The sequence below is a fragment of the Micromonospora sp. NPDC005194 genome (assembly GCF_040608335.1).
Classification (GTDB): Bacteria; Actinomycetota; Actinomycetes; order Mycobacteriales; family Micromonosporaceae; genus Micromonospora.
This window is the reverse complement of record NZ_JBEXIA010000031.1, coordinates 63,495-81,949: the sequence shown is the minus strand read 5'-3', so window position 1 is coordinate 81,949 and position 18,455 is coordinate 63,495. Positions and strand designations below refer to the sequence as shown.

The 18,455-nt window shown below is 73.5% G+C and carries 22 protein-coding genes; 8 read left to right on the top strand and 14 right to left on the bottom strand.

Annotation, left to right across the window (positions count from 1 at the left end; all coding sequences use genetic code 11):
- Positions 1–113 precede the first annotated feature (113 nt).
- The 3 genes from ABZU53_RS23880 to ABZU53_RS23870 all read right to left on the bottom strand — a co-directional run bounded on the left by ABZU53_RS23880 (position 114) and on the right by ABZU53_RS23870 (position 1,676).
- On the bottom strand, positions 114–539 hold the full coding sequence (locus ABZU53_RS23880) for an Hsp20/alpha crystallin family protein (protein WP_354855272.1): 426 nt from the start codon (positions 537–539) through the stop codon (positions 114–116).
- 80 nt (positions 540–619) lie between these two features.
- Positions 620–1,123, bottom strand: a complete 504-nt coding sequence (locus ABZU53_RS23875) for a GNAT family N-acetyltransferase (protein WP_355067583.1) — start codon at positions 1,121–1,123, stop codon at positions 620–622.
- A 10-nt stretch (positions 1,124–1,133) separates the two neighbouring features.
- Positions 1,134–1,676 carry a DUF2087 domain-containing protein gene (locus ABZU53_RS23870; protein WP_355067581.1) on the bottom strand — a complete coding sequence of 181 codons (543 nt, stop codon included), beginning with the start codon at positions 1,674–1,676 and terminating at the stop codon, positions 1,134–1,136.
- Between the two features lie 559 nt (positions 1,677–2,235).
- Here ABZU53_RS23870 and ABZU53_RS23865 point away from each other — a divergent pair.
- Positions 2,236–3,012: a maleylpyruvate isomerase family mycothiol-dependent enzyme gene (locus tag ABZU53_RS23865; protein WP_355067579.1), complete on the top strand. Its 777-nt coding sequence runs from the start codon at positions 2,236–2,238 to the stop codon at positions 3,010–3,012.
- A gap of 7 nt (positions 3,013–3,019) precedes the next feature.
- Here the strand turns inward: ABZU53_RS23865 and ABZU53_RS23860 are convergent, their stop codons facing one another.
- On the bottom strand, positions 3,020–3,514 hold the full coding sequence (locus ABZU53_RS23860) for a MarR family transcriptional regulator (protein ID WP_355067577.1): 495 nt from the start codon (positions 3,512–3,514) through the stop codon (positions 3,020–3,022).
- A 69-nt stretch (positions 3,515–3,583) separates the two neighbouring features.
- Here ABZU53_RS23860 and ABZU53_RS23855 point away from each other — a divergent pair, with 69 nt between their 5' ends.
- Positions 3,584–4,816 carry an MFS transporter gene (locus ABZU53_RS23855; RefSeq protein ID WP_355067575.1) on the top strand — a complete coding sequence of 411 codons (1,233 nt, stop codon included), beginning with the start codon at positions 3,584–3,586 and terminating at the stop codon, positions 4,814–4,816.
- A 66-nt stretch (positions 4,817–4,882) separates the two neighbouring features.
- Here ABZU53_RS23855 and ABZU53_RS23850 read toward each other — a convergent pair whose 3' ends face one another.
- Entirely contained in the window at positions 4,883–5,074 is a 192-nt protein-coding gene (locus ABZU53_RS23850) for a DUF397 domain-containing protein (RefSeq protein ID WP_354855266.1), read from the bottom strand.
- On the bottom strand, positions 5,065–5,835 hold the full coding sequence (locus tag ABZU53_RS23845) for a Scr1 family TA system antitoxin-like transcriptional regulator (protein WP_355067573.1): 771 nt from the start codon (positions 5,833–5,835) through the stop codon (positions 5,065–5,067). Before ABZU53_RS23845 ends, ABZU53_RS23850 begins: the two co-directional genes overlap by 10 nt.
- A 199-nt stretch (positions 5,836–6,034) precedes the next feature.
- Between ABZU53_RS23845 and ABZU53_RS23840 the strand changes: the two genes are divergently transcribed.
- Positions 6,035–6,298, top strand: a complete 264-nt coding sequence (locus tag ABZU53_RS23840; RefSeq protein WP_354855264.1) for a flavin reductase — start codon at positions 6,035–6,037, stop codon at positions 6,296–6,298.
- Here the strand turns inward: ABZU53_RS23840 and ABZU53_RS23835 are convergent.
- The 3 genes from ABZU53_RS23835 to ABZU53_RS23825 are packed head-to-tail and all read right to left on the bottom strand — an operon-like array spanning position 6,295 to position 8,423.
- Positions 6,295–6,864, bottom strand: coding sequence for a GNAT family N-acetyltransferase (locus ABZU53_RS23835; RefSeq protein ID WP_355067571.1), 570 nt, complete (start codon positions 6,862–6,864; stop codon positions 6,295–6,297). The genes ABZU53_RS23840 and ABZU53_RS23835 overlap by 4 nt on opposite strands.
- Before the next feature lie 24 nt (positions 6,865–6,888).
- Complete coding sequence (locus ABZU53_RS23830) at positions 6,889–7,395, bottom strand: DUF664 domain-containing protein (protein ID WP_355067569.1); 507 nt, start codon at positions 7,393–7,395, stop codon at positions 6,889–6,891.
- On the bottom strand, positions 7,392–8,423 hold the full coding sequence (locus ABZU53_RS23825) for an aldo/keto reductase (protein WP_355067568.1): 1,032 nt from the start codon (positions 8,421–8,423) through the stop codon (positions 7,392–7,394). The genes ABZU53_RS23830 and ABZU53_RS23825 overlap by 4 nt, the downstream gene beginning before the upstream one ends.
- Positions 8,424–8,533: 110 nt before the next feature.
- Between ABZU53_RS23825 and ABZU53_RS23820 the strand changes: the two genes are divergently transcribed.
- Positions 8,534–10,078, top strand: coding sequence for a glycosyltransferase family 39 protein (locus ABZU53_RS23820; RefSeq protein WP_355067566.1), 1,545 nt, complete (start codon positions 8,534–8,536; stop codon positions 10,076–10,078).
- Positions 10,079–10,084: 6 nt separating this feature from the next.
- Here ABZU53_RS23820 and ABZU53_RS23815 read toward each other — a convergent pair whose 3' ends face one another.
- Positions 10,085–10,552, bottom strand: coding sequence for an Rrf2 family transcriptional regulator (locus tag ABZU53_RS23815; RefSeq protein ID WP_355067564.1), 468 nt, complete (start codon positions 10,550–10,552; stop codon positions 10,085–10,087).
- 69 nt (positions 10,553–10,621) lie between these two features.
- Between ABZU53_RS23815 and ABZU53_RS23810 the strand changes: the two genes are divergently transcribed.
- Both ABZU53_RS23810 and ABZU53_RS23805 read left to right on the top strand, forming a co-directional pair.
- Positions 10,622–11,047: an NAD(P)H-binding protein gene (locus ABZU53_RS23810; RefSeq protein ID WP_355067563.1), complete on the top strand. Its 426-nt coding sequence runs from the start codon at positions 10,622–10,624 to the stop codon at positions 11,045–11,047.
- Between the two features lie 48 nt (positions 11,048–11,095).
- Positions 11,096–11,356, top strand: a complete 261-nt coding sequence (locus ABZU53_RS23805; protein ID WP_354855257.1) for an NmrA family transcriptional regulator — start codon at positions 11,096–11,098, stop codon at positions 11,354–11,356.
- A 52-nt stretch (positions 11,357–11,408) separates the two neighbouring features.
- Here the strand turns inward: ABZU53_RS23805 and ABZU53_RS23800 are convergent, their stop codons facing one another.
- A complete protein-coding gene (locus ABZU53_RS23800; protein WP_354855256.1) occupies positions 11,409–11,891 on the bottom strand; it encodes an NUDIX domain-containing protein in 483 nt (160 codons plus the stop codon).
- A 53-nt stretch (positions 11,892–11,944) separates the two neighbouring features.
- Positions 11,945–12,628 carry a hypothetical protein gene (locus ABZU53_RS23795; RefSeq protein ID WP_354855255.1) on the bottom strand — a complete coding sequence of 228 codons (684 nt, stop codon included), beginning with the start codon at positions 12,626–12,628 and terminating at the stop codon, positions 11,945–11,947.
- Positions 12,629–13,197: 569 nt separating this feature from the next.
- On the opposite strand from ABZU53_RS23795, the gene ABZU53_RS23790 reads away from it, so the two are divergent.
- Positions 13,198–15,996: a LuxR family transcriptional regulator gene (locus ABZU53_RS23790; RefSeq protein WP_355067561.1), complete on the top strand. Its 2,799-nt coding sequence runs from the start codon at positions 13,198–13,200 to the stop codon at positions 15,994–15,996.
- A gap of 177 nt (positions 15,997–16,173) precedes the next feature.
- Positions 16,174–16,713, top strand: a complete 540-nt coding sequence (locus ABZU53_RS23785; protein ID WP_355067559.1) for a hypothetical protein — start codon at positions 16,174–16,176, stop codon at positions 16,711–16,713.
- On the opposite strand, the gene ABZU53_RS23780 is transcribed toward ABZU53_RS23785, so the two are convergent.
- The gene (locus tag ABZU53_RS23780; protein WP_355067558.1) at positions 16,700–17,284 is read right to left on the bottom strand and encodes an NAD(P)H-dependent oxidoreductase; all 585 of its coding nucleotides are present in this window, start codon (positions 17,282–17,284) and stop codon (positions 16,700–16,702) included. The genes ABZU53_RS23785 and ABZU53_RS23780 overlap by 14 nt on opposite strands.
- The gene (locus tag ABZU53_RS23775) at positions 17,281–18,453 is read right to left on the bottom strand and encodes an LLM class flavin-dependent oxidoreductase (protein WP_355067556.1); all 1,173 of its coding nucleotides are present in this window, start codon (positions 18,451–18,453) and stop codon (positions 17,281–17,283) included. The genes ABZU53_RS23780 and ABZU53_RS23775 overlap by 4 nt, the downstream gene beginning before the upstream one ends.
- Positions 18,454–18,455: the final 2 nt, after the last annotated feature.

Below are 18,455 nucleotides of genomic sequence, written 5' to 3'. Positions count from 1 at the left end.
CGCGCCCGCCGCAGAGCCGAAGCGCGGCGACGCGCCCGCCGGGGAGCGGGAGCCCGGCGACGCGCCGACGGCCGGCGCCTCGGGGCGGGTGCCGGCCGTCGAGGCCGTCGCGGTCAGGCGTTGATCTGTCGACGTGCGTCGCCGTTGGCGCTGATGGTCACCCGACGGGGCTTGGCCCGCTCGGCGACGGGGATGCGCAGCGTCAGCACCCCGTTCTCGTAACCGGCCTCCAGCCGGTCGGTATCCAGGGTGTCACCCAGGAACAGCCGCCGGGTGAAGGTGCCCATCGGGCGTTCGGCGGCGACCAGCTCGACACCGTCGCCGGTGGGCCGGCGGCGCTCGGCGCGGACGGTGAGCACGTTGCGCTCGACGGTGCAGTCGATGGTGTCCGGGTCGACGCCCGGCAGGTCGAACGCCGCGTAGAAGTGGTCCCCGTCGCGGTAGGCGTCCAGGTGCATCATCGCGGGACGGGCTGCCGTACCGAAGAACTGCTCGGCGAGCCGGTCGATCTCGCGGAACGGGTCGGTACGCATCAACATCGCTGTGCCTCCTCGGTTCTCCTGGCCGAAGGTGATGAGTTGAGCCGTGGTGACTCAACTTCCTCTTCTTATTTAGCGCCTCACGCGTCGGACGTCAACCGCTTCTCGAACCAGTGCTCGGCATACGGGCCGTGCATGTACGCGGGGATCTCGGCGTAGCCGTGCCGGGCGTACAGGGCGCGGGCCTCGACCAGGTCGGATCGGGTGTCGAGCCGGATCCGATCCGCCCCGACCGCCCGCGCCCGCTGCTCGACGGCGGCCAGCAGCGCCGCGCCCCCGCCGGCGCCCCGGTGCGCGGGGCGAAGAAACACGCGGGTCAGCTCGGCCCAGTCCGGACGCCACCGCAGCCCGGCGCAACCGGCCAGCTCCGCGTCGCGGTGCGCGAGCAGGAGCAGACCACCGGGGTACGCCAGGTCGTCGCTGGGCATCTCGGCCAGCGCCGCGTCGACCTCGCCGGGTCGGGCCGGGCGGCGGTGGTAGCGCACCACCATCTCGGTCATGTACTCGCGCAGCAGCTGCGTCGCGTCCGGATGGTCGGGCCGGGCGAGGGCGGTCACCCAGGCGGGCCGCAGGGTCGTGGTCACCCGTCGATCGTCACTGCCCGGTCAACTGATTTTCGGCGTCCGTCAGCTGGTAGACGCCCTGCTCACGGGTGAGCAACCGCTCGTCCACCAGGTAGCGGCGCAGGGTGGCGTGGTCCGACGCGCCGGCGGCGCACCACGGTTTGAGCGCGTCGTCGACGGTCCGCTCCGGATAGCGCGTGCCCGGCTCGAACGACTGCCGGGCGACGTGTGCCAGCAGCACCCGTCGCCGCCCGAGCTGCGCCGGCATGCCCGTCAGGACGCCGCCGCGCAGGAACGTGCGCAGCACCGGATCGTCGGCCGGCGCGGCGTCGTCGGCCGGGCGGCTGTCGCGCGCCGCCGCCCGCAGCGACGCCTCGTCGACCGCGAGCGCGCCGTCAGCGCCGGTGACCAGACCCGCGTCGGCGAGCCGCCTGAGCCCGGTGAGCACGACCCGCGCCGCCAAGCCGGAGCGCTGCACGACCTCGGCCACGCTTGTCGATCCCAACGCGACCGCCGCGAAGACCCGTCGCCGTCCGTCGTCGGCCAGGGCCCCGGCCAGAGCGTGCGCAGTCATGCCGGTCACCCTCCCATCGGCGTACGAGCGCCGCCAGGCGATTTTCCGAGTACGCGCCCACGCCAGCTGTCGCCGGCCTGCTGGTCCGCACCTCGAGGTTGAGGAAGATCGGTTCAGCGGTCAGCTGTGGGATTGATCCTGGCGACGGGTTCACCGCGGCGAAGTGAACCCCGCAGGCGCCGCCCGGGGTGCGTGGCAGCGGTGGGGGCGAGAAGACGACTGAAGCGTCGAATTCGACGGCAGGAGTATCCGTGCGGGCGAAGGCTGGCACACGGATACGGCGGGAACCATTCATGGTTTCGGCGATTCCAAGCTCTCGGCAGGAGGCACTGGGGGCCTCCCGGATCCAGTGGCGGGTAGCCGGCGTCTCGGCGCGGAGGGGCAGACGGGGAGGTGACTCGAACCCGTCCTCATCGCGCACGTGCGCCACCGGTCACTGATCCATGCCCGTCAGCATGGTCAACCCGTGGCTGCCGGGCAACGGATTTCCGGGTGGCCTCGCCGTCGGGGGCGCGGAAAACCGCTGTCGGTTGTCGAGGGGCGGTGGTACAAAGCCGCGGTGAAAGAGACCCTGGAGTTCGCCGACCTGTTGCGGCTGATGGACGAGCGGTCCACCGCCTTCCGGGCGGCGGTCGCCGCGGCGCCCAGCCTCGACGTACGGGTGCCGACCTGTCCCGAGTGGACGCTGTTCGACCTGGTGCAGCACCTGGGAGAGGGACGCTTCAGGTGGGCGGCGATCGTGGCCGCGGGGCCCGCCGACGCCCCGCCGGCCATCTCCACCCCGGCGCCGCCCCGCGAGCGCGAGGCCCTGCTGGCCTGGTTCGCCGCGTCGACGGCGGAGCTGCTGGCCGCGTTGCGGGAAGCCGGCCCGGATCGTGGTTGCTGGACGTGGTGGGGTTCATCGCAGGCGCCGCAGACCGCCGGTGCCGTTGCCCGGCACCAGCTTCAGCAGGTCGCCGTGCACACCTATGACGCCCAGGTCGCCGTGGACGCCTCGCAGCCGCTACCGGACGAGGTGGCCCTCGACGGTGTCGACGAGTTCCTGACCACCTGCGTCGCGACGACGGCCACGTGGCCGCACGAGCCCGCAATCGTCGACTATCACGCCACCGAGGGCCGTTCCTGGCGGATCTGGTTCTCCGCCGACGGGGCACGGACCGCCCGGCTCGTCGCACCGGTCGCCGACGCGGGCCCGGGGACGGCCTATGTCTCGGCCCGGGGTACGGCCAGTGAGCTGGTCATGTTCTGCTACGGCCGCATTCAGATGGACTCGCTGCAGGTCGAGGGCGACCGGCGCGTCTTCGACCAGCTGATCGCCTGGGAGCCAGAGGAGTAGGACGCGGCTACGGTTGCTCGGCGACGCGCAGCACCCGGCGCAGCAGGTCGGAGAGCAGCCGCCGTTCGGCCGGGGTCAGCGCGTCGAGCAGCCGGTGCTCCTCGGCGCCCTGGACCTCCATCGCCGCGCGCCAGGCGGCCTCGCCCGCGTCGGTGAGCTCCACGTCCACCCGACGGCGGTCCACGGTGGACGGTATCCGGCGCACGAAGCCCCGCCGGAGCAGGGTGTCGACGCGCGCGGTGATCGAGGCGGGTGCCACGGACAGGTCCGCGGCGAGGTCCGAGGGAGCCGCCCGGCCGCGCCGGCCGGCCAGGGCGTGCAGGGTGTCGTACTCGTGCGCGGGCAGGTCGAAGTCGGCCAGGGCCCGTTCCTTGACCGCCCGCAGGTGCCGGGTCAGGCGGATCATCCGCACCACCGTGCCCTCGACGTCCGCGTCGAGGTCAGGCACCACGGGCAGCCACCGCTCGACGTGCCGGTCGACGGCGTCCGGAGTGTCGGTCACGATCGCCAGCTTAGCTCACCAGCGAAATATTCATTGCCGAAAAGTTCGGTGTCGAAGTAGGTTGCGGCTATGGCTCACCCCCTGCGCACCCGCTCCTTCCGGCTGCTGTTCCTCGGCCGTACCGTCTCGGCCGTCGGGGACGCGGTGGTGCCCGCCGCGCTCGCCCTGGCCGTGCTGCGGGCCACCGGCTCCACCGGGGCGTTGGCCGTCGTCCTCGCCGCGGCGATGGTGCCCCGGCTGCTCCTGCTGCCGCTCGGCGGCGTCGTCGCCGACCGGTTCGCCGCCCGACGCGTCGCCCTGTTGACCGACCTGGTCCGCTGCGCGACCCAACTCGCGATCGGCGTCGAACTGCTCGGCGGCGAGGTGTCGCTGACCACCGTCGTGGTGGCCTCCGCGCTCGGCGGCACCGCGTCGGCGTTCGCCATCCCGACCGCGTCTCCCCTGGTCGCCGGCACCGTCGCGCCCGCCGACCGGCAACGGGCCAACGCCCTGATGGGAGTCACCGCCAACGCCAGCCGGCTGCTCGGCCCGGCGTTGGCCGGCGCGCTGATCTGGGCCGCAGGGCCCGGCTGGGCGTTCGTGATCGACAGCGCGTCGTTCGCGCTCAGCGCCGCCCTGCTCGCGCTGGTCCGGGTCCGACACGTGCCGGTGCCCCGCCGCTCGGTCCTCGCCGACCTGCGGCACGGCTTCGGCGAGGTGCGCGCCCGCGACTGGTTCTGGACCAGCCTGCTCGGGCACGGCGCGTGGAACGGCGCCGCCGCCATGCTGATGACCCTCGGCCCGGCCGTCGCCATCAACCGCCTCGGCGGGGAGGCGACGTGGGTGCTGCTGTTGCAGGCCGGCGCGGTCGGCATGCTCACCGGCTCGCTGCTGGCCGGGCGGGTCCGACTCCGCCGGCCGGTGCTGCTGGCCAACCTCGGGCTCGCCAGCTACGCCGCGCCGCTGTTCCTGCTCGCCGTCGCCGCGCCCGCCCCGGCCGTGATCGTCACGTACGCCGTGGCGCTGACCGCCCTCGGCTACCTCAACCCGGTCTGGGAGACCGTCGTGCAGCACCACTTCCCACCGGAGGTCCTGGCCCGGGTCACCTCGTACGACTGGCTGGTGTCGCTGGCCGCGATGCCGCTCGGCTACGCGCTGGCGCCGCTGGCCGCCGACGCCTTCGGCGCGCCCGTACCCCTGGCGGTCGCCGGCCTGCTGGTCCTCGCCTCCTGCGCCGGCACCGCGCTCGTGCCCAGCGTACGCCGGCTCACCTGGCCAGCGGCCCCACAACCGCAACCGGCCGAACCGGCCGGCGTGCGCTGATCAGATCGGGCCGGCCGTGCGCGGGGCTCCCGGCGCCGCCGGGAGCCCCGCGTGCGATGTGGACGGTCAGCGGGCGTCGCGTGCCATGGCGACGAAGCTGCGCCACGACTGCGGGCTGAACGTGAGCGTCGCGCCGTCGCGATCCTTCGTGTCGCGCACGAGGACCACGCCCGGGAGGTTGTCGGCGACCTCGACGCAGTCACCGCCGTTGCCGCCGCTTTTCGTGCTCTTGCGCCACCGCGCGTCGGTCAGGTCCATGATGCCGCCGCTTCTCTGAGAAGGTCCAGGGAACGCCCCCGGGGCAGCGCCTCGCCGCGAATGCGCTCCCACCGCCGCTCCAGGCTAACAAGCTCCGATGTCTGGTCGAGGATCTGCGCCTGCGCGGCGCTGTCGACGTGCGCGACCCGCGAGCCGTCCGGCAGGTCGGCGATGGTGAACGGCCCGTCGAGCCCGGGGTAGCTGGGCGCGTCCGCCGGGACGATCTGGAGCTGGACGGTGTCCGTCTCGACGTACCCGAGCAGGTGCGTGAGCTGCGCCGCCATCAACGCGCGGTCGTCGCCGACGCGCCGGCGCAGCACCCCCTCGTCGAGCAGGGCGATGAGCAGCGGACCGTCGCTCTCCCGGTCGAGAATCGACTGCCGGCTGATCCGCGCCCCGGCAAACTCGTCGACCGCGTCCGGCGTCAGGACCCCGCCGGCCAGGGTCGCCCGCGCGTACGCCTCGGTCTGGAGTAGACCCGGCACCCACGCCAACTGGAACGACCGCAGCGTCAGCGCCTCGCGTTCGAGGTCGACCCAGGGTCGGAACCACACCGGTTCGCGGCGCCGGAATGCGTCCGGCCACAGTGCCTCGGCGTCGCGGGCCAGCAGCTCCGCGACGGTCGCGCGGTGTCGACTCTGGGGAACGTGGCCCGGGTTCGCCCACCGGGCGACGGTCTTCGGATGCACACCGATCCGATCGGCGAGGCTCTCGGCGGTGTGACCCGCCTCGGCGAGCGCTGCGACAAACGCGTGGTTCATGCCGTCCCTTCCTTGGGAGCAAATGGGCTGCGCCAAGGAGATTACGTAACGCTGTGTGGTTGTCCAGAGACTCCCGGCAAAGTGGGGTATCGACGGCGCGGCCGGCAGGGACCCGAACCCGGCGGACGCGTTCGTGGCGGGGCCGCTTTCGCGACCAGAAGCGGCCCCGCTTCCAGCAGCCGACCCAGGAGGAGGACCCGTGCCACACACCGAAGGAAAGGCCAGGAAGTCGACGCACTCGCCGTTGCGCCCGTCGTGGCGCTGCCCGGTCTGCGGGATCCTCTGGCCGTGCTCGACCGCGAAGCTGCGCCTGCTCGGCGAGTACCGCGAGGATCGGCCCGGCCTGTTGACGCACCTGGCGACGGTGCAGCAGGAGGCCGAAGCGGACCTCACCGCGCTCAACCCCGGCGTGGCGCTGCCCGACCTGACCCCGCGTTTCGTCGGCTGGGCGCAAGCCCGCTAAGCCAGGCGGGCGTGCAGGTGCATGTCGTGCCAGCCGTCGGCGTGCCGCATCGACTCGCGCGCCACGCCCTCCAGGGCGAAGCCGCCCCGCGTGGCCACCCGGCACGACGCCGCGTTGGCGGTGGAGTGCTCCAGGGCCAGCCGGTGCAGCCCCGCCGCGAAGCTCCACCGGGTCAGCGCGAGCAGCGCTTCGGTGGCGACGCCCGCGCCACGCGCGGCGGGCAGCACCCAGTACGACACGTCCGCCGACGCCTCGGCGAGTGACACCTGCCGCAACCCCACCTGACCGACCGGCCGGTCGTCGCCCTCGACGATCGCCCAGCTCACGGCGGTCTCGGCGCTCCAGCGGGCCGCCCACTGCGCTGTCCACGCCCGCGCTTCGGCGTCGCTGTCCAGCCTGCGAACGTGCCAGCGCTGGATCGCCGGGCAGTCGAACGCCGCCCGCACGAGCGGGGCGTCGTCGTCGCGCCACGGCCGCAGCGTCAGCCCGGGGCGTACCGGGAGGTGGGGTTGTTCCTGGGCGGCGAGGCTTCCGGCGGGCAGCGCGGGCGCGACGAGCAGCGGCATCGGTCCATTATCGAGCAGGCGGCCTCACTCTCCGGTCGGGCCGCCCGCCAGCTCGGCGACCACGTCGAGGTGGCCCAGGTGGCGGGCGTACTCCTGCACCAGGTGGAACAGCACCCGTTCCAGTGACGCCGGGTCGGCGCCGTTCCAGCGCGGGCCCGGCGCGCCGATCTCCGCGAGGTCGTGCGCCGAGACCACCGCGCTGGTGTGGGCGCCCTGCGCGCGCAGCGCCGCCACCAGGTCGGCGAGGGTCTCCTCGGGGGCGACGTACCACCGGTCGTCGCGGCGGTCGCCCCACGGCTCGGCGACCGCCCGACCCTCGAAACCCCATTCGATCCAGCGCAGCTCGACGTGGCGCAGGTGCGTGAGCAGCTCCAGCGGGGTCCATCCGGACGGCAGCCGGCTGCGCCGCAGCTCCGGCTCCGCCAGCGCCGACACCTTGGCCACCGCGGACTCCCGGAAGTAATCCAGGTAGCGCAGGAAGACCTCGGTGCGGCTGCCGGCCGGGGTGGTGGGTTCGGGGAACGCCGTCATGAGCCGGTCGGTAGGTCACGACCGCGCTGGCGCACACCCGCGCCGCCGTACGGGTAGTCGCCCACCAGCGGGGCGCTCGCCTCGTCCAGCAGCCGCATCTGCTCGGCGTCGAGGACCAGGTCGGCGGCGGTCAGGTTGTCGTCGAGCTGGTCGGTGGTCCGCGCGCCGAGGATCACCGAGGTGACCGCCGGTCGGGCCGCCAGCCAGGCCAGCGACACCGCCGACATGGAAGCGCCGTGTTCCCCGGCGACCTGGCGGACCGCGTCGAGCACCCGCCAGGTGCGCTCCTCGGCGTTGCGACCGGCGTACGCCTCGACGCCGCGCTGCGGGTTCTCGCCGAGCCGGGTGGCGCCGGTGGGCGTGGTGTCGCGCTGGTACTTGCCGGTCAGCCAGCCGCCGCCCAGCGGCGACCACGGCAGGATGCCGATGCCCTCGTTCTCGCAGACCGGCACCAGCTCGAATTCGATCTCCCGGGCCAGCAGGTTGTACTGCGGCTGGAGGGTCACGATCGGGGTGAGGTTGAGGTGCTGGGTGAGCAGGGCGGCCTTCTGCAACTGCCAACCGGTGAAGTTACTGACTCCCGCGTAGCGGATCTTGCCGGCGCGGACCGCGTCGTCGAAGAAGCGCAGCGTCTCCGGCAGCGGGGTCAGCGGATCCCACGCGTGCGCCTGGTAGAGGTCGACGGCCTCGACCCCGAGCCGCCGGAGGCTGGCGTCCAGGGCCCGGGTGAGGTGCACACGGGACAGGCCGGCGTCGTTCGCCCCGGGGCCCATCGGGAATCGGCCCTTCGTGGCGATGACGAGGCGGTCGCGCAGGTCGGGGCGGGAGCGCAGCCAGCGACCGATGATCTCCTCGGAGACGCCGGTGGAGTAGACGTCGGCGGTGTCGAGGAAGGTGCCGCCGGCCTCGACGAACCGGTCGAGCTGGGCGAAGCTGCCCTGCTCGTCGGTCTCCGCGCCGAAGGTCATCGTGCCCAGACACAGGGTCGACACCACCGTGCCGGTGGCGCCCAGAGTGCGGTATCGCATGTCGTCCTCTCGGTCCGAGTTACCAAGCTGATCTTCGCACCTGGTCAGACCACCTGCATCCGCAGGCGTCGGGGCACCCACGCGGCCGCTTTGCGGGCGATGATGGGTCGGTGAGCGAGCCCGCCATCGACACCGATCGACCGCACCTGCCGGCGCGGTCGTCCGCGCCGGCCGAGCTGCCGCAGCCCGGTCCCCGTGCGCTCGGCCCGTGGCTGGTCGCCGCCGCGACCAGCGTGACGTTGCTGCTGCTCGCCGGCCGCTACGGCTATCACCGCGACGAGCTGTACTTCCTGCTCTGCGGCCGGCACCTGGCCTGGGGCTACGTCGACCAGGGTCCGCTCGTCCCGGCGCTGGCCCGACTTCTGGACACGATCGCGCCGGGCAACCTGGTGGTGCTGCGGACGCCGTCGGCGCTGCTGGCCGGCGTCGCGGTCCTGCTGGTCGCCGCCATCGCCCGCGAGCTGGGCGGTGGCCGGGGCGGGCAGACCTTCGCCGCGGTGCTGGCCGCGCTGTCCGGCATCGTGCTCGCCGGCGGGCACCTGCTCAGCACCACGACCGTCGACCTGCTGGTTTGGCTCGGCGTCGCGTGGTGCGCGGTGCGGCTGCTGCGCACCGGGGACAGCCGGTGGGCGCTCGCGCTCGGGCTGGTGCTCGGCGTGGGCATGCTCAACAAGCTGCTGCCCGCGTTGCTGGCCGTGGGTCTGCTCGCCGGGGTGGTGATCGCGGGGCCGCGTCGGCTGCTGCGCGACAAGTGGGTGCTCGCCGCCGCCGGGATCGCCGTGCTGCTGGCCGCGCCGAACCTGATCTGGCAGGCCGCGCACGGCTTCCCGCAGCTCGGTGTGGCGGCCTCCATCTCCGGTGGCGACAGCTCCTACAGCGGTCGCCTCGACGCGCTCACCCTGCAGTTCGTCATCATCAGCCCGTACGCCGTGCCGATCTGGATCGCCGGCCTCGTCGCCCTGCTGCGCCGGCCGGCGTGGCGGGCGTACCGCGCGGTGGGGTGGGCCTGGGTGGTCGTGGTCGGCATCGTCCTGGTGGCCGGCGGCAAGGGTTACTACGACGCGCCTCTGCTGCTCGTGCTCACCGCCGCGGGCGCGGTGGTGAGCGCCGCCCGGGCCTCGCGCGGGTCGGCGTGGCTGCGTCGGGGGGTGCTCGCGGTGCCGTTCCTGCTGCCCACCGTCGTGCTGTTGCTGCCGGTGCTGCCGGCCGATCGGCTGCCCAGCTTCGTGGTCGACGTCAACTACGACGCTGGCGAGACCATCGGCTGGCCGGAGTTCGCCGACTCGGTGGCCGCCGTCCATCGTGGCCTACCGCCCCAGGAACGGTCGCGGGCGGTCATCCTCACCGGCAACTACGGGGAGGCCGGGGCGATCGCCCGCTACGGGCCGGCCCGGGGGCTCCCCCGGGCGTACTCCGGGCACAACAGCATGGTGGATTTCGGCCGCCCACCCGCCGACGCGGACGTGGCGATCGTGGTCGGCTGGGAGCGCCCCGACGCGCTGAACGCCTGGTTCCAGGAGTGCATGCCCGCCGGGCGGGTGGACCAGCGGGTCGAGGTGGACAACGACGAGAACGGCGGCCCGATCCTCGTGTGCCGGGGGCTGCGGCGGCCGTGGGCGCAGATCTGGGACACCGAGGTACGCCACACCGGCTGAGCGTGCTCAGCCGGCGCGGTCGCCGGTGAGCCAGGCACTGACGCCGGCCAGGGCCTCGGGGCCGGAGTCGACGTCCACGTCGCGGGCGAGGTCGGCGATCGTGATCCCGGCCAGGGCCTCGCGCCACGCCTTCTCCGCCGTGGACATGGCGCGGGCGATGGGACACGCGCGGGTGCAGGACTCGGGTGGGCTGGCCAGCGGGCCGCGCTGGCGGATCTCGGTGCAGACAAAGGCGGGGCCGGGCCCGTCGACGGCGTGGACCACGTCGAGCAGGCTGATGCTCTCCGGAGCGCGGGTCAACGCGTAGCCGCCCGACTTGCCCTGCACGGAGTGGTCGAGCCCGGCGCGGGCCAGCGACTGGAGCTGTTTGGCCAGGTAGCTGCCGGAGACGTCGTGCAGCTCCGCGAGCCGGGCCGCCGGGACGGGCCTGCTGCTGGCCGTGAGCACGACGCAGCAGTGCAGCGCCCACTCCACCCATAGGAAGTCCGAGTTAAGTGCCGTAGCGGCATGGCGGACAGAACAGACAGGGAAGGTGGAACGGACATGAAGATCGCCGTGATGGGCGGGACGGGCCTCATCGGGTCCCAGGTCGTCCGGATCCTGCAGGCGGCCGGGCACGACGCGGTACCGCACTCGCAGTCGACCGGAGTCGACCTCCTCACCGGGCAGGGTCTGCCCGAGGCGCTCAAGGACGCCGACGTCGTCGTCAACCTGACCAACTCGCCGACCTTCGACGACGCCTCCCCCGCCTTCTTCCAGACGACCATGGACAACCTGCTGACCGCCGCCGAGCGGGCCGGCGTCGGCCACCCGGTCGTCCTGTCCATCGTCGGCGTCGACCAGGTGCCCGACCTGGCCTACTACCGCGCGAAGGTGCTCCAGGAGGACATCCTCAAGGCCGGCAAGGTGCCGTACTCGATCGTCCGCGCCACCCAGTTCTTCGAGTTCATCGACGCGGTCATCTCCTGAACCGCCGACGACAACGGCGTCCGCCTGCCCAGCACCCCCCTGCAGCCGATGGCCGCGGCCGACGTGGCCCAGGCCGTCGTCGACGTCAGCGTGGGCGCCCCCCTGCGGGGCGTCCGCAACGTCGCCGGCCCCGACGTGTTCGGGCTCGACGAACTGGGCCGGATCACCCTCGCCGCGCACGGCGACCAGCGCACCGTTACCACCGACGACAGCGCCGGCATGTTCGCGGCCGCTCCCGGCGACGCGCTGATCGCCAAGGAGGGCGCGGTGCTCGCGCCGACGTCCTACCGGGAGTGGCTGGCGCGCTGACTTTCCACCCGTGGTGTTCCGGCGTACGCCCCGCGCCGGAACACCGCACACCTCAGTGCCGCAGGAGCTCGCTCATCTCGATCGGCGGCACGTGGCCGCTGGGCGGCAGGCCACGATGCAACGCGAGCCCCGCGTCGACGACGACGGAGCGTTCCAGCTCGGCGACGCTCGCCAGCGGTGTCCACTGGGCCCGGTCGGTCGAGCCGCCCGTCTCGTGCCGAAGGTCGCCGCCGGTGATCCGCACCCGGTAATAGATGGCCAGCATGTGCAGCTCGGCGGCATCGGCGTCGCCCAACGGCACGTACCTCGTCCGCGAGTGCACACCGAGCAGATGCTCGACCCGCACCTGGTAACCGGTCTCCTCGGCCACCTCCCGGACGACGGCGTCGTACGGGTCCTCGGCGTGCTCGACCCCGCCGCCGGGCAGCGTCCAGTGGCACGCCGAGCTGTCCGCCGACACGAAGCGGGCGAGCAGCACGTGCTCGTCCCGCGTGCACACCGCGTAGGCGGCGACCCGCAGCCGTTGCGCGATCACGTCGACTCCCTGCCGGTCGGTCGGCGGCCCCGACCGGCAGGTCGCGCGGTCGTTCACCTCTTCGGGCGGACCGGCCCGGGATGCTGGACGCCCAGGTGCGAGCGGGGCGACCGCCGCGCTCCGGCCCGGCGCCGCGACAGCGAACGGATCAGGTCGGCGTGCACCCGCTGCTCGTCACGGGTGCTGAGCCCGAGCTGATTGTGCAGCAGGTGGACCAGGTCGAACGTCATCCTGCCCTCGTATCCCGGTGCACGACGGAACGCCTCCAGCAGGTGTGCCCAGCAGGTCAGCGGGTGGCGTTCGGTCTTGAGCGCGGTGGTGATCCGCTGCCAGCGGACGCTCGGCAGGGCGGCCACCGCCTCGGACGTGACGAGCTCGCTGTCGCCCCGCAGGGCGGGGCAGTTGCGCATGGCCGCCACCATCGCCAGGTCCACGGCGGCGCCGAGGCGGGCCTGCCGCCCCGGGGTCATCCCGATCAGGTCGACCGCCACGTCGACCAGCCGTGGATCGCGCGCTGGCGGAGCGGCGAGGTGCGGCACGTGCACGGGCCCCTCCGCCCCGACCGCCACGCAGAGCCCCGCCAGTCGGGCCGCCAGCAGTCGCGGCGCGCTGCCGAGCAGGTGCAGACAGACCACCCGTGGCGACTGCCGGGTGAACGACCAGGCGGACAGCTCACCGGCAGCCTGCAGGCCGTGCAGCAGCGGACTGATGCCCCGGGTCAGGAACGCGTCGGCCACCGCGGCGCGCGGCGGCAAAAGACACTGAAATGCGTGCCATCGTTCCGACTCGCTCAGCATCACCTCCGCATCTGACGAATTGTCCAGATAGGATCGATAATGAACGGTCATCCGAAGTCCCCCCAGAAGGCGTCGCACCGCCGGGGTCGACATTAAGCGACGGAGAACGATGCGACAGTAGGGGAAACCCCACATTGTCGTGAACTCAACGCAACCGCCGGTGTGCGCTGTGTCAAGAACCAAGTCCCCTATTTCGGTTTTTGGGCAGCAACATTTGCTCCCTTCGGCAATAGGACCAACCGGTCCCGCGATCGCAGTTCTTGTCGCGCGGACCTAGAGTTGCATCTGCCGCTCGCCCGAGCGCCAGCAATTGGCACCGCTGGCATCGGGCACGCCGAGAGGCCCGAACGGGACAGATCCTGGGGGTGGCAGTTGAAGCTGGGCCAACACTCGCCGCATTCTCGCGTCCGACCTGGCCGTCGGGCCGCCGCCGGGCCGAGTCCGACCACGACCGACCGATGTCGTACGCCGGTGGACCGCGGCGCGCGGGCGCCCGTCGTGGAGCGCCGATGAACATCAGCGAGGAGGAGTTCGCCCCGCCGCCGTCGGGCGACCCTCTCGACCCCCTGGTCGGGCGCAACTGCGCGCTCGACCTGTTCGACCGCGCCCTGGCCGGGGTCCGCGACGGCCAACCCGCCATGATCGAGTTCGTGGGTGACCCCGGCACCGGCAAGACGCGGCTGCTGCGCGAGGTCGCCGCGCGAGCCCGACGAGCCGGGGTGCCGGTGCTCGCCGCCGCCGGCCGCGACGGCCACCAGGTCGGGCAGGCCCTCGCGGCGCTGACCGATGAGCCGTCGGCGCCGGTCCGCGCCGGTGGGCCGCTGCTGCTGCTCCTGGACGACCTGCACAGCGCGTCACCCGCGACGGCCACGCTGCTGCGTCGGCTCGCGCAGGCGCCGCCCCCGGGTCTGCTGTGGGTCACCGCGTACCGGCCGCGGCAGATGCCGTCGTGCGTGACCACCGCGCTCGCCGCCGGCATCCACCTGAGCCGTCGGGCGGTCACCCTGACACCGTTGGATCCGGCCAGCGTCGCCGCGCTGCTCGGGCTGGTGGAGGGACGCGCCGCCCAGCGGGTGCACGTGCTCTCCGGCGGCGTCCCCCGCTACGTCCTCGCGTACCGCCCGGGCGCCCTGGACGGCCCGGTCGCCGCCCTGCGGGGCCTGCCCGCCGAGCTGCCCGTCGACGTCACCGGCGCGGTTCAGCTCGATCTCGACGCGCTGACCGACGAGCAACGGCAGATGCTGGAGGCCGTCTCGGTGTGCCCGGACGGGTTCGAGCCGGCGCTGGCCGCGGCGCTCGCCGATCGCGGCCCCGAGGTCACCAGCGACCTGCTCGACGCGCTGGTGGCCGCCGACCTGCTGCGGACCGACCCCACCGAGGCGTCGACCCTGCGGTTCCGTCACGAGGTGGACCGCACTGTGGTGTACCGGGCGTTGTCCCCCGGCCGGCGGCGACGCCTGCACGCGACGGCGGCCCGCGTCCTGCGCGAGCTCGGGCATCCGGTCACCCGGTACGCCGAACACCTGTCGGCCAGCGGGCAGTGCGCCGAACCGGCGACCGCCGACGCGCTGATCGAGGCGGCGGAGAGCGGTCTCGTGCCCCGGCTCGATGCGATCCGGTGGTTGACCAACGTCCAGCGGCTGCTGCCCGCCGCCGAGGTCACCGAGCCACGCCGTACGCGGCTGGAGTTCGCGATGGCGGACGCGCTGGTCGGCGCGGGTCAACTGCGCCAGGCCCGCACCCTGTTACAGGAACTCACCCGCCGCCCTCTCGCCGACTGCGACCAGCGGCTGCGGGCGGTGGCCGCACGGGCGCGGGTGGAGCGCCTGCTGGGTCGGCCGTTCGACGCGTACGCGCTGCTGCTGCCGTACCGGGACGGGCGGGTGGAGCCGCACACGCAGTTCCTGCTGACCGTCGAGGCGGCGATCGCCGGCGCCCTCTGTGCAGCGCCCGACGCGGCCGAGCACGCCCGGAGTCTGAGCCTGCTGGCGGAGCGGACCGGCTCGGCGGTCAGCTCGACCACCGCGGCGGTGGTGCAGTCGTTCGTGGCCGCGTACACCGACTGTGGGATCCGGGCGCCCGAGACGCTGGACCGGGCGTCGTCCGAGGTGGACGCGTTCGCCGACACCGACCTTGCCCGGCACCCGGACCTGCTGGCCCTGCTGGGCTGGGCCGAATACTTCCACGAGCGGGAGCGCTCGGCCCTGCACCACTTCGACCGCGCGCTGGACATCTGCTGCCGCGCGGGTCTGGTGGCGCTGACTCCCTGGCTGCTGGTCGGCCGTTGCGCGGTGACCGCCCGACTGGGCAGCCTGGACCGGGCCCGGGTCGAGGGTGAGGACGCCGAGGAGGTGGCCGTCGCCATGGGCATCGACCCGATGGTGGCGCTGGCGCGCGCGTACCGGGCCATCGCGGTGGCCTGGCGCAGCGGCCCGAAGGCGGCCCGCCACCTGGCGGACACCGCCGTGCTGGACGCCAGCACCCGCCGCGAGAACTGGTACGACGGGGCGAGTCAGCGCGTGTCGGTGCGTCTGCGCTTCCTGGCCGGGGACCGGGCCGGCTCGACGGCGACGTTGCTGCGCGCCTGCGGCGGGGATGGTCTCGACCAGGTCGAGCTGACCAACCGGGCCTGCTGGGCCTCGGCCCTGGCCGAGATGGCCCACAAGGCCGGTCGGTGCGACGAGGCCAGGCGCTGGTTGGACGTGGCGGAGGGGTACGCCGAGCGGCTGGGGCTGCGGGGGCAGAGCGCGTTGACCCGGACGGCCCGGGCGCGGCTGACCCTGGAGGCGGATCCGCGCTGCGCCGCCGAGCTGGCCGCCGCGGCCGCGGACTCGTTCGCGAGTCTGGGGTGGAGGCTGGAGGAGGCGTCGGCGCGGTTGGTGCGGGCGCGGGCTCTGTGCGAGGCCCGGGAGTGGTCGGCGGCGGAGGTCGAACTCGCCGAGACCCGCCGCATCGCGGAGCTGGTCGACTCCCCGCCGCTGCGCCGCTCGGTGGCCGGCGAGCAGAGCCGCGCGGCCGGGGCCGCAGGCCGTCTGCCGGCCGCGGCCGCGGGCGGGGAGCTGACCCTGACGCGGCGGGAGTGGGACATCGCCCGGCTGGTGGCGGCCGGTGCGAGCAACGCCGAGGCGGCGGACCAGGTGTACGTGACAGTCAAGACGGTGGAGGCTCACCTGACCCGGATCTTCCGCAAGACGGGGGTGTCGTCGCGGGCCGGGCTGGCCGCGTTGCTGGTGTCCCGGGCTGTCGACCCGCGATCCGCTGTCGAGGATCGAGGGTCTGCGACCCGCAGGGCCCGATTTGAGCGTTAATGCCCACAATAAAACGCAGATGAAGGATAGGCGTCCCGTGACGAGTGTCGGATATCTCGCCTTCTGCCTGCGGGAATCTGATATCTTGTCTCCCACCACCGGTCAAACCCGACAGGGCTGACCGGGGGGCCGGAAGCCGCACTGGCTCGCCCGGAGATGCGCAGGAAAGGCATCGTCGTGAGTCAATACATCATCACCATCGTGCCCGTGGAGGACGACGGTGAGGAGATCACCGGCCCGGTGGCCCAGACCGTCGTGCGTCTGGAGACCGGCAACGGCCACCCGGTCGTGCGGGAGCTCACCGTCCGCGCGCCGCAGAGCGCCGGGCTGACCGGCGAGCTGCCGTACGTCGACTTCGACGCCCTGCTGCGCGCCTTCATCCCCCCGCAGGACCGGGACCGGAGTCGCGCCGAGGCCGCACCCCGTCCGGCCGTGACGGTCGGGCCGGTCCCCGCGACCACCGCGACCACCACCGCCGCACCCCGGCCGCAGCCGCCCCGACCGGCACGCCGGGCCGGCGAACCGGACCGGCTCAGCCGACTCAAGGCCGGTCGCGCGTACCGCCGGGCACCCGACCCGGCGGACCTGGAGGCGGTCTACGAGCAGGTCGGCACGATCAGCCGCGTCGCCGAGCACTTCGACGTTCCGGTGCACACGGCACAGGGCTGGATCAGCCGGATGCGCCGCAAGCACGACACCGAGGTCAACGCCGGCTGACTCCGGGCTCGGCCGGCACGCCGGGCACCACGGCCAGCGCGTCCACCACCGCCGGCGTCGCCCGGTCCAACCAGCGCTCGATGCCGACCTCCGCCGTGTCGAACTCGCGCTCCAGCACGCACAGGCCCGCCGTGGGCACGCACGCGCCCACCTCGGCCAGCAGGGCGCCCAGGTAGGTGTCGACGATGTGCCGGTGACCGGACCGGGCGGCGGTCATCAACGGCACCGCCACCACCCCGGTGAGCGCACCCCGGGGCAGCACGTCGACGAAGAGCTTCAGCAAGCCGCTGTACGCCGCCTTGAACGTGGGGCTGGCCACCAGCAGCAGCCCCGGTCGGCGTACCGCCTCCAGCACCTCGTCGAGCGTCTCCGGCCGGCTGCCCTGACCGACCAGCTCGGCCGTCAGCTCGGCCAGGTCGATCACCGTCGGCGTTCCGACGGGGGTCGGGCCGTGGGTCAGTCGGGAGTGCAGTGCCGCCGCGGTGGCCAACGCGACGGTCCGCGTACGGGAATGGGGTTTCGGGTTGCCGATCAGCGCGGTCATCGGCAACCCCGCGACCGGCCCGGTCATCGGCCCACCGCCAGCTCCGGGGTCCGCCGGGCGGCCCCGTCGTGCGTGCCGGCCCCGTCGTCCGCGTCGGCCCCGCCACTCAGGAGGCCGTCGTGGCGCAGCAGCGGCAGCACGCCCTCGCCGAACCAGTACGCCTCCTCCAGGTGTGGCTGCCCGGACAGGATCAGATGGTCCACCCCGGCGGCGTGGTACTCGGCGATCCGCTCCGCGACCTCCTCGTGGCTGCCCACCAGCGCCGCGCCGGCACCGGGCCGGATCAGGGAGTAGCCCGCCCAGACGTTCGGGTACACCTCCATCCGGGCGTTGCCGTCGGCGTGCAGCGCCGCCGCCCGCCGCTGGCCCTCCGAGTCGGTACGCGCGAAGCGCTGCCGAGCGGCGGCGATCCGCGCCTGGTCGACGCCGGCGAGGAGACGGTCCGTCTCGGCCCACGCCTCCCGCGCGGTGTCCCTGGTGATCACGTGGAGCCGACTCCCGGTGCGCAGCGTGCGGCCGGCCTCCGCCGCCTGCTCACGTGCCCGACCCAGCAGCTCGCCGAGCTGGGCCGGTGTCTCACCCCAGGCCAGGTACACGTCCGCGTGCCGGGCGGCCGCCCGCTGCGCCGCCGGCGAGGACCCGCCCAGGAACACGGCCGGAGCGGTGGCCGGCGGCCGGGCCAGCAGGGCGGCCTTCACCCGGTAGTGCTCGCCGCTGTGGTCGACCGGCTGGCCGGTCCACAGTCCACCCAGCACGGTGAGGAACTCCTCCGCGCGGGCGTAGCGGGCGTCGTGGTCCAGCCAGTCGCCGTAGCGGCGCTGCTCGTCCGGGTCGCTGCCGGCCACGATGTTGAGCAGCACCCGGCCCGCCGAGACACGTTGCAGGGACGCGGCCATCTGGGCGACAAGCGTGGGCGAGGCGAGCCCCGGCCGTAACGCGATCATGAACTTCAGCCGTTGCGTCTGCGCGGCCAGCGCGGACGCCACCACCCACGGGTCCTCGCAGAAAAGCCCGGCGGGCGTGAGCACACTGGCGAAACCCAACCGGTCGGCGGCGCGCGCCACCTGCGCCAGATAGCCGATATCCGGCGGGCGGCGGGTGATCCGGGCCGGCCGGCTTCCGCCACCGCGGGCGGGCTCGGCCAGGTCACGGCCGTCTCCGTGCGTCGGCAGGAACCAGTGCAGGTCCAGTGGCATGG